The organism is Paenibacillus sp. FSL E2-0190 (genome assembly GCF_037992965.1).
In the GTDB taxonomy this organism is placed as follows: domain Bacteria; phylum Bacillota; class Bacilli; order Paenibacillales; family Paenibacillaceae; genus Paenibacillus_AQ; species Paenibacillus_AQ odorifer.
Window position 1 is genome coordinate 3,262,541 of sequence record NZ_CP150306.1, and the last position, 12,923, is coordinate 3,275,463.

A 12,923-nucleotide genomic window follows, 5' to 3' on the forward strand; every position below is an offset into this window, starting at 1 on the left:
TGAACATTATGAGAATATTGCTCGTAGAGGACGATAGAACGATTGCTTCAGGACTTGAATATTCCTTGCAGCAGGATCATTTTGAAACTATTTTATGTTATGATGCAACCTCTGCTAGGAGGGTGTTGGCGGAGCGGTTATCTGAAGTAACACTTTGCATTTTTGATCTCTCTCTACCGGATGGCAGCGGATATGATCTGTGTAAGATCGTGAAGGAGCGGAGCGATATTCCGGTCATCTTTTTAACTGCGATTGATGACGAAGTTAATGTAGTGATGGGACTTGATATGGGAGCAGACGATTACATAACTAAGCCATTTCGGATTCGCGAGCTGTTATCACGCATTAAATCGGTGTTAAGGAGATATAACAAGCAGGCTCAAACTCCATCTAATTTTGAACTAGAGAATATACGGATTAATACGCTTGAAGGAAAAGTTTATAAGAACGGCGATGAAGTTCTGCTAACAGCATTAGAATATCGTCTGCTTCTGATATTTGCTAATCATGTGGGACAAGTCCTTTCCAGAAATCAGTTGTTAGAGCGGATTTGGGATGTCGCCGGAGAATTTGTAAATGATAATACATTGTCTGTGTATATTAAACGCTTAAGGGAAAAGTTAGAGGATAACCCGCAAGAACCCACATTGATCAAAACAGTACGCGGTTTAGGGTATAAGGTTGGTGATTAGATGTTACGAAACAGAGAATTTAGATGGTTATTACTAACGATGTCTACGATCAGCCTTCTGGCGATTATAGGAACGGCATTTATTTCATCAGCAGCGATGGGGATCACGGCGGTAACTTCAGTTCTGCTTATAGGTTGTTGTTTATTATTTACCCGCTGGAGATACCGCGAAATTGAGAAGCTTTCAGGGTATCTACGTCAAATTAGCAGCGGTAATTATTCGCTCGATGTTCGTGATAATCAGGAAGGCGAGCTTAGTATCCTGAAAAATGATATTTATAAGGTGACGTTGATGTTATCGGAGCAGCGTTTGCTTTTGCAAGAGGATAAAATAAAGCTTACCAATGCGATCTCCGACATCTCCCATCAGCTCAAAACACCACTTACCTCCATGACCGTGATGGCAGATTTATTAAGTGATCCTGATCTGGACGTTGAGAAAAGAATAGAATTTACGCGGAAAATCAGCCTTCAGCTCGATCGGATTGGCTGGCTGGTTTCTTCATTATTAAAGTTCTCAAAGATCGATGCCGGAACCATTCAATTTAAAAAAGATTCAATAAAAGTAAAGAAGCTTGTTCAGAAATCTATGGAGCCCATACTGATTCCAATGGATATAAAGGAGCAACGGATCCTAATCGAAGGTGAAGACGCTACCTCATTCATAGGCGATTACAATTGGACAACTGAGGCGATGATTAATATTCTGAAAAACTGTGTAGAGCATACACCTGCTGGGGGAGAGATTACGATTTCTTTTGCAGAAAACACGCTGTTCACGGAAATTGTCATTACTGATAATGGCAAAGGAATTCCTAAGGCAGAGATCCCCTATATTTTCAAACGATTCTACAAGGGTACAAATGCAAACGAAGACAGCGTTGGAATCGGACTTGCCTTGGCGCAAAGTATTATCACTGAACAAAACGGCACGATTGATGTGGTGAGTGAAGTAGGAAAGGGGACACAATTTCGGATCAAATTTTACAAGCAAGTGATTTAACACTTATGGCTTAGTGACTAGAATGTCACTTAAGAGTCACTGAAGAGTCATTGTAGACAGATATACTGATCTCATCAACAAATGGGGGTCTAACAATGGATATTTTAAAGATTGAACATCTGTCTAAAACATATGGTAAAGGCGAGACCGCAGTAAAGGCTCTGGATGATGTATCTTTTTCAATTAAAAAAGGTGAATTCGTAGCGATTATTGGACCATCCGGCTCAGGAAAATCAACGATTCTGCATTTATTAGGTGGGGTGGATAGACCGACAAGTGGTAAAGTATTTGTAGATAACACGGATATTTATGATTTGAATGAAACACAGCTGGCGATCTTTAGACGCAGACAAATTGGTCTTATTTATCAGTTCTATAATCTCATACCGGTGCTGACGGTTGAAGAGAATATCACACTTCCGTTGCTGCTCGATCAGCATAAAGTGGATAAGAAGCAATTTGCAGATACCGTGAAGGCGTTAAATTTGGAAAATCGTTTAAACCATCTGCCGAATCAGCTATCAGGCGGACAGCAGCAGCGGGTATCCATAGGCAGAGCATTAATTAGTAACCCTGCAATTATGCTGGCAGATGAGCCAACTGGTAATCTTGACAGCAAGAATAGCAGTGAAATTATTGAATTATTAAAAATGTTTAATAAAACGTATAATCAAACACTGATTGTGATTACTCACGATGAACGTATTGCCTTGCAAGCAGATCGGGTTATTACTATTGAAGATGGAAGGATCGCTAAAGATGAGGTGATTCGTCCGTGAATATCGTAAACAAATTAACTATAAGACATTTGAAACAGAATAAGCGAAGAACATTGGTAACTATCATTGGAGTTATCATTTCAGTAGCTATGGTAACGGCTGTGGCGACGTTAGGTTTTTCTTTTATGGAATTAATGAAGAAGCAAAGTATCTCTACAAATGGAGAATGGCATGTCCAATATAGAAATGTTACTAAAGCTCAGCTCAAAGCGATAGAAACAGATGATGCGACAAAAGCCCTAGTGATCTCCAACGATCGTGGCTACGCCCCTTTAGAGGGTGGGAAGAATGAGAATAAACCCTATTGGTATATCAAGGAATATAATGCAGCTGGTTTTAAACAATTCCCGATTGAACTGCTGGAAGGTAGACTCCCGAAGAAAAACCACGAAGTAGTCATTTCTGAGGAGATTGCAAAGAATGCAAAAGTCTCTTACAAGATTGGTGAAACTTTAACGCTTGATGTGGGTGAACGTGTCACTAGCGATGATGAAAATAGTGGCCAACCCCTATCTCAGAATGAACGATTACGGACTGAAGAGGATACCCTGCTTGAAAAGATTATTCATAAAAAATCAATGAACTATACGATTGTGGGAGTGATAAAACGTCCTACTTGGGAACCAACATGGTCTCCGGGTTATACTGCCATAAGTTATGTGGATGAAAGCATGATTGGAGCAGCTGAAAAAACCACAGCGACGGTTGTATTAAAAAAGGTGGACAGCTCCATATACAAGCATGCAGAGGAATTGGCAAAAGAAAATAAGATCGAGTCGATCTCTTATAATAATAGTCTGCTCCGCTATTATGGTGTGACGAATAACGATGGCTTACGTAACACACTTCTTTTATTGTCAGTAATTATTATGGTTGTGATTATCATTGGTTCCGTTTCTTTAATCTATAATGCTTTTGCAATCTCTGTCTCGGAGCGTGCACGTCATTTAGGGATGCTCTCCAGTGTAGGGGCTACAAAGTGGCAAAAGCAGAATTCAGTGTTTTTTGAAGGAATGATTATCGGTTTAATTAGTATTCCAATTGGGATCATTTGCGGTATAGCAGGCATCGGGATCACTTTTATGTTTATCAATTCGATGATTAAAGATGTATTAGGGATAACTGAGAGATTAATGTTGATTGTTACACCTCTGTCTCTACTAACCGCTTGTTTAGTTTCAATACTGACAATTTTTATATCCACCTATCTTCCAGCCAGAAAGGCTTCAAAGATCTCGGCAATTGATGCGATCAGACAAACAACCGATGTTAAGCTCTCAGGTAAAGCGGTGAAAACATCCAAGTTCGTGCGCAGATTGTTTGGTATTGAAGCAGAAATTGGTTTGAAGAATTTAAAGAGAAATAAACGCAGGTACCAAGCAACCGTGTTCTCACTTGTCATTAGTATTGTTTTATTTTTATCTGTATCAGCGTTCACTTCTAATATGAGAAGATCGGTAGAACTCTCACAGGATGGTTTGAACTATGATATCCAAGTATATATGGGGACTGAGGACGCTCAAAAAGTGGACCGGTTGACGAACTCGATATCCAAATTACCTAATATAACGGAATATAATGTGACTAAGGAACTCAGTGTGAGTTCATGGATTGATGAGAAAAATATGGCAAAAGAATTGCAAGAGATTGTGCAGGCGGATAAGAGTGTTCTAAAGAACGGGAAATATCCTTACTATATTCAGATCTATGCACTAAATGAACAGAGTTTGAAAACCTATGCAGAAACGGTCGGTATAAATTATGAACAACTAACGAAGCTTGATCAGATGACTGCTATTGTGAATGATACGGTTACCTTTGAGGATGAGAAAGCTAAAAAAATTGTTGAGACCAAAGCTTTTCACTCTGAAGTCGGCCAAAAGCTTGAGCTTATTTATACGGATTGGGATACCAAAAAAGAGACGGATTTATCACCAGTAAAAATTGTCGCTTTAACTGATAAACGTCCAATGGGAGTACATTCAGCAATGGTTGGTGGAATAAACATCATCGTCTCTGAACAAGTCTTCGATAAACTAACAAATGATGCGATGAGCAAAGATATTCAAAGCCGGCTTAACTTGAATAGCACAAACCCATTAGCAACACAACAAGCCATAGAGGAAATGAAAGAGCGGAATATCTATGTTCAAAATGTGTATCAAAATAGACAAAATAGTGAGCAGATGATCATGTTAATGTCTATTTTCACCTATGGTTTTATTGCTTTGATTACTTTAATATCAATTGCGAATATTTTTAATACGATATCAACCAGCATATCTCTTCGTAAAAGAGAGTTTGCGATGCTGAAGTCTGTGGGCATGACGCCAAACGGTTTTAATAAAATGATTAATTACGAAAGTGTTTTTTATGGAATAAAGTCACTACTATATGGGCTTCCGATTAGTATAGTTATTATGTACTTGATCTATAGATCAATGATGAGCAGCTTCTCTTATGGATTCACACTTCCGTGGATGAGTATCTTGTGTGTCATATTGGCAGTGTTTATCATCGTTGGTGCAGCCATGTTATATTCAAGCTCAAAAGTGAAAAAAGAGAACATTATCGATGCATTGAAACAGGAAAATATATAACTCTTAGCCCATCATTGCCGCGTTTAACGCGGCTTTTTTGTGTCATATCTGACACGTTGGTATGTAAATTCTTATAAATTCCTATGATATAATGTACACAATTGAATTGAACAGATTATAACCACGAGGTAGGTGTCAACGAATTGAGAACAGTTGTCGTGATTGGCGGGGGAATTACTGGATTGTCTACCGCTTACTATTTACAGAAATCTATAGAGCATAACAAGCTAGATGTAAAAATCATTTTGGTTGAAGCCAGCGATAGACTGGGCGGCAAAATCAGAACACTAAAACAAGAAGACTTCATTATGGAGTCTGGGGCAGATTCTATTGTCACTCGCAAAACGAATGTTGCACCTCTGATTGAAGAGTTGGGTATACAAAATGAGGTTGTATATAACGCGACAGGAATATCCTTTATTTATACAGAAGGTAAACTGAAGCAAATTCCTAAAGATGCAGTCTTTGGCATTCCGCTCAGTATGGAGTCGCTTGCTACAACAGAACTGATCTCAGCTGAAGGAAAGGTTGAAGCACTCAAAGATTTCTACACTCCCAATAATAAGTTTACGAAAAACGATTCCGTGGGTGATTTTCTAGAAGCATTCTTTGGAAAAGAACTTGTCGAGAAGCAAATTTCACCGGTTCTTTCAGGTGTATATTCCGGGAAGCTAAGCGAACTTACAATAGCCTCAACGCTGCCTTATTTGATTGATTATAAGAATGAATACGGCAGTATTATTCAAGGCTTATCCGCAAATAAAGCCAAATTTCAAGGGAATGGTGATAAGAAGTTCATGTCATTCAAGGGAGGTGTATCTGCCTTGATCGACTCTATGGAAGAACATCTTTCTAATTCGGAGATCATCAAAGGGATTCGTGCCGAAAGAATTGAGAAGCGTGGAGAGCAGTACCAGGTAACTTTGGCAGATGGACGAATCATAGACTCCGATGTTGTCGTACTTGGAACGATGCATTCTACTGCACAAGCGCTACTTCAAGACGAAGAACTAAATGAAGATTTCAATCAGTTATATAATAGTTCTATGATTAGTGTATATTTAGGATTTGATATCCCCGACAGTCAGCTGCCTGCGAATGGCACAGGGTTCATCACTGCCAACAGCGATGATGTTCTATGTAATGCGTGTACGTGGACAAGTCGCAAGTGGGAGCATACGTCAGGACAACAGCGTCTGCTTGTCAGACTCTTTTATAAAAGCTCAAACCCTCATTATGATTCGTTGATCAAGCTATCTGAAGAGGAACTATTGAAGGTGGCTTTGAAAGATATACAGACCAGTCTCGGGATAACAGGACAGCCAGCTACCTACGATGTGACCAAATGGCATGATGTAATGCCAAATTACCATAAACTTCATCATCAAATTGTAGTATCCTTAGAGAAGAAGATGACAGACAGGTATCCTAATGTTATCCTTGCTGGATGCTCCTATTATGGTGTAGGCATTCCAGATTGTATTGCGAATGGAGAAAAAACAGCAGAGCGTATTTTGGAACAAGTAATTACACATTAAAAAGGAGGGTGTACAATCGTGAGAAGATTAGCGATCAGCTCTATGCAAAGTCTAGACTTATAAACAACGGCGGTTGTTTGTATAGAGCGAAAAATTGATTTTACCGCTAGTGCAGTGTGCATGGGTTGTTTAAAGAATAGACTTTGCTACCTTCAAACTCATAAAAAGTTTAAGGAGCAGAGCGATTATGAAATATGTAAATGCAGATACGATTTTCCCAAAAGAATTATTAGAGGAAATTCAGAAATATATCAACGGGGGTATGGTTTATATCCCTAAGCCTGAAGAATCACATGTAAAATGGGGCGAAAAGTCAGGGAGCAGAAAATACTTAAGATCTAGAAACATCGAAATCTGTCTAAGGTTTGCTGTGGGTGCAACGGTTGACCAGCTTTCAGATGAATATTGCCTATCTAGGGATAGTATTAAGAAAATCATTTATTCAAAAAAATAGCTTATCATCCAAAAAAACCACGTTAGAGGAAACTCTGACGTGGTTTTTGGAATTTAATAATAATTTAATCTGAAATACCATACTTTTTCCGATATTTATTGATCCCATCTACGAACTGTCCTTCATACTTCACGCCTTCATCCATCTTTTTATTTGCCGCATTAATAGCTGTACTAGAAACTTTTGTTTTGTATAGTGCTTCTTTCATCATTGTCATTGCTTTTCGTTCCGCCTGGAAGCTTACATTGTAGAATTAGACCTAGTATTTTCCTTTTAAACGCCCAGATATGTGAAGCTGCACTATGAACTTCCTCATTAAACTTCCATATTACTGCTGGATCAGAATCCACAGTAAATCCGAGTGATTTATTCTCTATGGCTTCGAATGTGGCATAGAAATGGTTTGCTTCATTAATTAGTTGCGTGTCTTCACAACGAAACCCAAGGTTTAAGAAAAAAAGAGTGTTCTTTGATGATTCGTGACCAGAATCTTATTTCATCTAGAGGTCTCGAAACAAAAGGATCCGGCATATCTGAGTACACCCCCCATTTTCATACAATTATAATATGCGTGAGGTTTGTACTATATCCGCAAAAGTTAAGACGAGTATATAGAAGTACAGTAGGTACGCTTAACTTAATTATCAAATATAAATGGTGACATTATATAAAAATTAATTCTAATCGAATATGGCATATAACTAGAGCGAGGTCGTAATTATACTAAAAAAGAAGTGACAATAGACAAGAAATTGTGGAGGTATGATGGAGATTAAGCTTGTTCCAGTAACCATAATATTTGAGTGATCTCCATAAATATATTCAGGAATTCGAACAGAAGGTAAGGAGGGTACGACATGAATTTCACAATTACCTTAACTGACAGTGCCTCGAAGTTTATTATTAACAACCTTTACCCACTATACTTACACGATCTATCAGAAATATGGGGGACGATTCCTAATCGATATGGGATATTCGAGGAGGACGAGACACAGTCACTGCAGGAACAGAATAAAGTCTTCGACATTTGGTGGGAGAAAGCTGGCATTTTGTATCCTTATTTAATAAAAGAAAATGATATTCCAGTAGGGTTTGCATTAGTTGCTACACCACCATACACACCGTCTGCTTGTGAATTCTATTTGAATGAATTTTTTATTCTACGGCCCTTCCGTGGTAAGGGGATCGCTGAATATGCGGCTAAGGAAGTCTTTAAGCTTCATTTGGGTAACTGGGAGCTGCAAACGAATCCCACGGATACAAATAGGAGAGCACAGCATTTTTGGAGGAAAACTTTAAAAGAATACACTGGTGATAGTTATTTAGAGGAATGCGGGAAGTCATATGATGATGAATTAAAGATGATTTTTACATTCAATAACCAAACAAAATTATCGAATCCATAAAAGGGGATTTCGAAGTTATGTTTAAGAATTCATTCCTAAAAGCAAAAGCTTATAAGTACAATTCACTGCAATATTTGGTGGCTTTAGTGCTTGGAATGGATGCTAACACAACCGAATAGGTTTAATAATAAAAGCCGATCTAACTATCGTAGTTAGATCGGCTTTTGTTGATCTTAGCTATTTGATGCGTTTAACTTGCAAATATATGCTTACCAATTTTTAAGTTTTGCGGACGTGACCAAATCCATGCACTAGTTGCTGTATCGGGATTGAAATAATAGATTGAATGGTTTGTCGGGTCCCAACCTCGAACAGCATCAAGAGCAGCTAAATAAGCTGTCTGATTTGGTGTAAGCCAATACTGGCCGTCAGATACGGCTGTGAAAGCTCCTTTTTGGAATACAACTTCTTTGATATTGTCAGGAAATTGACTAGATTGTATACGATTCATGACTACTGCACCCACTGCAACTTGTCCAACATAAGGCTCACCGCGAGACTCACTGTAGATAACTTTAGCCAAAATATCCATTTCATTAATATTAAGCGTGTGTTTTTTTAAAATATTCCAAGTTTTTGTCCCCGAAATCCCATCAGCGCTTATGCCATAGGCCTTTTGAAATTTAGCAACCGCTGCTTTCGTCTGTGATCCGTATACCCCATCTAAGGGCTCAGTATAGAAATCAAGGGTTTTTAATCTATATTGTAGATCCCATACATCTCCTGAAGAACTTCCTATGGTTAATACCGGAGCTGCATTAGCAGAACCGATCATAGTAGCCATGCTCACCAGACCCAAAAGAAGCAACAAAGTGAATATTTTAGTCTTCATTATAGCAGCCTCCTTTCAGAAAACATTATAAATATAGTTTAAGCATTGAGACAATACTCATTTAATGGAAAATAAATTACTGTTTTACAAACTGTGAATCCTTAGTTCCGTTTGTGATTTTCTGAAATGGGTAAAATAATACTTATAGGCAGATAAAATTTCGGAGGTCTTTTATATGAAAAAGCAATTATTTCTACTAGTCGTCGCAGCTGCTTTCAGCTTAAGTGCTTGTAGTAATGACAATAGCTATGGCAATCAGATGTCTTCTAACGATACACAAATGGAACATAACTCACATTCAAGTTCAGGTGAAGTTCCAAAAGATCTGAGGGTAGCGGAGAATCCTACTTACAAAGAAGGAAGTGAAGCTGTGATCCAAACTGACCATATGGAAGGGATGAAGGGAGCCATTGCGACAATTGTGGGAGCTTATGAGACGACAGCATATAATGTTTCCTATAGACCTACTACAGGAGGTCAGCCGGTCACCAATCATAAGTGGATTATTCATGAAGAAATAAAAGAAGCAGAGGATATATCCTATCAACCAGGCTCAGAGGTCATTATGGAATCTGATCATATGAAGGATATGAAGGGTGCAACGGCTCAGATTAACTCAGCAGAAAAAACCACTGTCTATATGATTAATTACAAACCTACTACGGGTGGAGATGAAGTGAAAAATCATAAGTGGGTAACAGAAGATGAGCTTTCACCTGTAAAATAATAGATCAACACAAAAACTGCAACTTACTCAGTTACGCATGAGTACGTTGCAGTTTTGTTGTTTTATAGTCAGTTTCAAAGTAATTTGCGGTTAGGCTTTATCCACTGCAAGTTTTGAAGATTTCATGTTTGACGGGTCCTGTTCAGCTTCTTCAGGAACTGGCATTTGGTTAGAAGTACGAAGTGGAAGCTCCTTCAGGAAGAAGACAAGCACGAAAGCTACAACAAGCACAATGGTCCCGGTTAAGAACACGGATGACAATGTCTGTCCTAAAGCGTCACGGATACCCTCAATCATTTGTAAGAAGACAGGCTGCACATCGGCTGGCAGACTAGCTTGAGTCTGTTCAAGCAATGGTTTGTTCATTAATGCCTGTGGATTAGCGAAGGAGAGCATTTGCTCAGCAAGTTTTGGATCAATCTGTGTGAAATCCGGTGCTGATGACGATTGCAGAGCTTCCTTCAAGTTTTTGGTAAGACTATTGGACATAACGGTACCCATGACTGCGATACCGATCGTACCGCCTAAATTACGGAATAATTGTGAGGAGGCCGTTACTACACCCAGTTCGGTGTGTGAAACCGCATTTTGAGTAGCTAGTGAGAATACTGGCATCCCCAATCCCAACCCAAGACCAAACACAATCATACTTAGGACAGCCATCGGTACATTATTCATAAATACCATAATTGTCATACCAGCAATCATAATGGGTATTCCAATTAATGCGTAACGTTTATACTTCCCTTTTTTCGCCATCTTTTGTCCGGTAAGGGCACTGGCTACAACCATAACGATCGACATTGGCATAGTAACATACCCTGCATATGTCGCGGAGATCCCCAGAACACCTTGTACGAAGAAGGAAAGATAGATCATAGCTCCCATCATACCGAAGTTCATAATAAAACCAATAATATTAGATATGGTAACTACACTATTCTTAAATAGATGAAGCGGAAGGATTGGATTTTTAGCTTTGGATTCGACAAAAATAAAGAGAAGTGCCGAAACGACAGTTCCCGCCAACAGGCCGAGAATTTGCGAAGAACCCCAATCATATTCTGTACCTGCCCAGGTGAAGGCAAGCAGTAGAGGCACGATGGTGGTTGTCATTAGCAAGGAACCTAAATAGTCGATGCTGGTTGACTCCCCGCGTTTGCCTTTAGGAAATAAGGTAAGAATCATGACGAAGGCTACTACACCTAGCGGTAGGAAGATCCAGAACAGCCAATGCCAATCCATATTGTCAATCAAAAAGCCTCCAAGCGTTGGTCCAAGCACACTGGAGAAACCGAATACGGCCATCATCAACCCCATCCATTTACCACGTTCACGCGGAGGGAATAAGTCACCTACGGCAGTAAATGCGGTGGATTGAATAATACCTGCACCTACCCCTTGAATCCCACGATAAATGATAAATTGATAAACATCGGAAGATGTTCCTGTCAGAAAAGCCCCAACCATAAATAATAGAATACCTGCTAATAGAAAGGGTTTACGTCCGAACATATCAGATAACTTACCGACAAGAACGGTCGCTATTGTTGATGTTAATAAATAAATGTTAATAGTCCAAGTATAGTAATCCATGCCATCAAGAATTGCGATTATACGCGGCATAGCAGTACTTGTAATTGTCTGATTAATCGCTGCGAACAGCATTGCAGCCATAATAGCTATCATAATACTAAGTTTTCGTTTGCTGGATAAATGTTCCATTCGATTGTTTCCCCGCCACTTTTTAAATTTTATCTCTTGTCTAAATCAGAAATTATAACTGCGAAAATTCTTCTTAAATGCTCAATATCTTCATCGGGCAGTATCTTAAAGTAAGATTCCATAAGTTCTTGATGGCGTTCCTGCACCTCTTTAATCGTTGCTTCTCCTTTCTGCGTAATGGTGATGTGTACCACTCTTCGATCATCCTTGGCGCGTTCCTTATTTACGTAATCTTCAGCGATTAATTGGTCTGTTACGCCTGTAATTGCTGCTGAGGTAATACCAAGAGCTGCAGCAATCTGTGATACGTTTTGTGGACCGTTCTTAGATAAAGTCCTGAGGGTTTTGAACTGTGTAATATTTAGGGGGTAGTCTTGTTTGTTCCAATCTTGAGAGATTCCTTTTAAAAAGGATTTGAACATAGTAGATATCTGAAGAAAATCTTCATTATTAGCCAAATCACGCCTCCTAAAGTTATGAAATAGGGCGGAATAAGTAATTCCATTAAATTTTAGATAACAACTAAATGATTAACTACTTAATTATTAAAGCGTGAAACAATATATCATCCTTTTTTATATCTCGTCAAGAAAAGGTTTGTTTTTTCGAATGAAATAGAGTGGGTTGATAATATATATAGGGAAAGGATCGGGGGAGTTTATATTGAGAGAATGGGTTAAGCATCAAGATCCAAACAATAAGTACGGTGCAAAGTTCACTTTAGGCGATAGAGCTGTAGAGTTACCCCAAACGGCGATTATCTCAGTAACACGAGGAGAAAATTTCAATATATTCAGAATTATGATTAATGGAACTATTAATAATTTCGTTAAGAAGCAACTTCAGAAAAATGAAAATCTCCTATATGCTGAGCTCTCTGGACAACTTCAGGGAGGTGTCGGGCAGACTATAACGGTGTGGAAAAAAGGAAGCTCCATGAATAATTTCAGGAAAAAAGGTGCACATAAATTTGCTATGAGATTTTTTTCATGGGTTTTTTATGGCGGGAAAGTACAGGCTTACTTTTTAACATGGAAAATCTCAAACTCAATTCCTGAAGATAATGAAATTAAAGAAATAGTGAAAAAATATGGGAAACATTATGACGGTGGGAAATTATTAAAATCTGCGCAACAACCTCCCCTGAAATAAATAGTAACCCTCG

General features: G+C 38.7%; 13 protein-coding genes and 1 pseudogene. 9 read left to right on the forward strand and 5 right to left on the reverse strand.

Going from position 1 to position 12,923, the window contains the following annotated elements:
• The first annotated feature begins 8 nt into the window (after positions 1-8).
• The 6 genes from NST25_RS14295 to NST25_RS14320 all read left to right on the forward strand — a co-directional run bounded on the left by NST25_RS14295 (position 9) and on the right by NST25_RS14320 (position 7,065).
• Positions 9-692, forward strand: a complete 684-nt coding sequence (locus NST25_RS14295; protein ID WP_076125811.1) for a response regulator transcription factor — start codon at positions 9-11, stop codon at positions 690-692.
• Positions 693-1,694 (forward strand): HAMP domain-containing sensor histidine kinase, encoded by a 1,002-nt coding sequence (locus NST25_RS14300; protein WP_339190974.1) that lies wholly within the window; start codon positions 693-695, stop codon positions 1,692-1,694.
• A 95-nt stretch (positions 1,695-1,789) separates the two neighbouring features.
• Positions 1,790-2,473: an ABC transporter ATP-binding protein gene (locus NST25_RS14305; protein ID WP_076125806.1), complete on the forward strand. Its 684-nt coding sequence runs from the start codon at positions 1,790-1,792 to the stop codon at positions 2,471-2,473.
• Positions 2,470-5,073 carry an FtsX-like permease family protein gene (locus NST25_RS14310; RefSeq protein ID WP_339190977.1) on the forward strand — a complete coding sequence of 868 codons (2,604 nt, stop codon included), beginning with the start codon at positions 2,470-2,472 and terminating at the stop codon, positions 5,071-5,073. Before NST25_RS14305 ends, NST25_RS14310 begins: the two co-directional genes overlap by 4 nt.
• Positions 5,074-5,216: 143 nt before the next feature.
• Positions 5,217-6,611 (forward strand): protoporphyrinogen oxidase, encoded by a 1,395-nt coding sequence (locus tag NST25_RS14315; protein ID WP_340394269.1) that lies wholly within the window; start codon positions 5,217-5,219, stop codon positions 6,609-6,611.
• A 187-nt stretch (positions 6,612-6,798) separates the two neighbouring features.
• Entirely contained in the window at positions 6,799-7,065 is a 267-nt protein-coding gene (locus tag NST25_RS14320; RefSeq protein WP_076184530.1) for a CD3324 family protein, read from the forward strand.
• A 64-nt stretch (positions 7,066-7,129) separates the two neighbouring features.
• On the opposite strand, the gene NST25_RS14325 is transcribed toward NST25_RS14320, so the two are convergent.
• Together NST25_RS14325 and NST25_RS14330 are read right to left on the reverse strand one after the other, a co-directional pair.
• Positions 7,130-7,282, reverse strand: a complete 153-nt coding sequence (locus tag NST25_RS14325) for a hypothetical protein (RefSeq protein WP_339191324.1) — start codon at positions 7,280-7,282, stop codon at positions 7,130-7,132.
• Positions 7,283-7,289: 7 nt separating this feature from the next.
• Positions 7,290-7,596: pseudogene (locus tag NST25_RS14330) on the reverse strand (DUF2935 domain-containing protein); the annotation flags it as partial.
• A 326-nt stretch (positions 7,597-7,922) separates the two neighbouring features.
• Here NST25_RS14330 and NST25_RS14335 point away from each other — a divergent pair.
• On the forward strand, positions 7,923-8,474 hold the full coding sequence (locus NST25_RS14335) for a GNAT family N-acetyltransferase (protein ID WP_339190984.1): 552 nt from the start codon (positions 7,923-7,925) through the stop codon (positions 8,472-8,474).
• A 190-nt stretch (positions 8,475-8,664) separates the two neighbouring features.
• Here the strand turns inward: NST25_RS14335 and sleB are convergent, their stop codons facing one another.
• Complete coding sequence (sleB, locus tag NST25_RS14340; protein WP_248548334.1) at positions 8,665-9,258, reverse strand: spore cortex-lytic enzyme; 594 nt, start codon at positions 9,256-9,258, stop codon at positions 8,665-8,667.
• Between the two features lie 223 nt (positions 9,259-9,481).
• Between sleB and NST25_RS14345 the strand changes: the two genes are divergently transcribed.
• Positions 9,482-10,033: a YdhK family protein gene (locus NST25_RS14345; protein ID WP_076184534.1), complete on the forward strand. Its 552-nt coding sequence runs from the start codon at positions 9,482-9,484 to the stop codon at positions 10,031-10,033.
• 90 nt (positions 10,034-10,123) lie between these two features.
• Here NST25_RS14345 and NST25_RS14350 read toward each other — a convergent pair whose 3' ends face one another.
• Together NST25_RS14350 and NST25_RS14355 are read right to left on the reverse strand one after the other, a co-directional pair.
• Entirely contained in the window at positions 10,124-11,758 is a 1,635-nt protein-coding gene (locus tag NST25_RS14350) for an MDR family MFS transporter (RefSeq protein WP_076184535.1), read from the reverse strand.
• Positions 11,759-11,787: 29 nt separating this feature from the next.
• A complete protein-coding gene (locus NST25_RS14355) occupies positions 11,788-12,216 on the reverse strand; it encodes a MarR family transcriptional regulator (protein WP_036678010.1) in 429 nt (142 codons plus the stop codon).
• 205 nt (positions 12,217-12,421) lie between these two features.
• On the opposite strand from NST25_RS14355, the gene NST25_RS14360 reads away from it, so the two are divergent.
• Positions 12,422-12,910, forward strand: coding sequence for a hypothetical protein (locus tag NST25_RS14360; RefSeq protein WP_339174142.1), 489 nt, complete (start codon positions 12,422-12,424; stop codon positions 12,908-12,910).
• The last annotated feature ends 13 nt before the right edge of the window (positions 12,911-12,923 follow it).

Excerpts from the sequence above, each read along its gene's own strand:
- NST25_RS14295 (WP_076125811.1), top strand. The coding sequence starts at position 9 with ATGAGAATATTGCTCGTAGAGGACGATAGAACGATTGCTTCAGGACTT.
- NST25_RS14300 (WP_339190974.1), top strand. The coding sequence starts at position 693 with ATGTTACGAAACAGAGAATTTAGATGGTTATTACTAACGATGTCTACG.
- NST25_RS14305 (WP_076125806.1), top strand. The coding sequence starts at position 1,790 with ATGGATATTTTAAAGATTGAACATCTGTCTAAAACATATGGTAAAGGC.
- NST25_RS14320 (WP_076184530.1), top strand. The coding sequence starts at position 6,799 with ATGAAATATGTAAATGCAGATACGATTTTCCCAAAAGAATTATTAGAG.
- NST25_RS14325 (WP_339191324.1), bottom strand. The coding sequence starts at position 7,282 with ATGACAATGATGAAAGAAGCACTATACAAAACAAAAGTTTCTAGTACA.
- NST25_RS14335 (WP_339190984.1), top strand. The coding sequence starts at position 7,923 with ATGAATTTCACAATTACCTTAACTGACAGTGCCTCGAAGTTTATTATT.
- sleB (WP_248548334.1), bottom strand. The coding sequence starts at position 9,258 with ATGGCTACTATGATCGGTTCTGCTAATGCAGCTCCGGTATTAACCATA.
- NST25_RS14345 (WP_076184534.1), top strand. The coding sequence starts at position 9,482 with ATGAAAAAGCAATTATTTCTACTAGTCGTCGCAGCTGCTTTCAGCTTA.
- NST25_RS14350 (WP_076184535.1), bottom strand. The coding sequence starts at position 11,758 with ATGGAACATTTATCCAGCAAACGAAAACTTAGTATTATGATAGCTATT.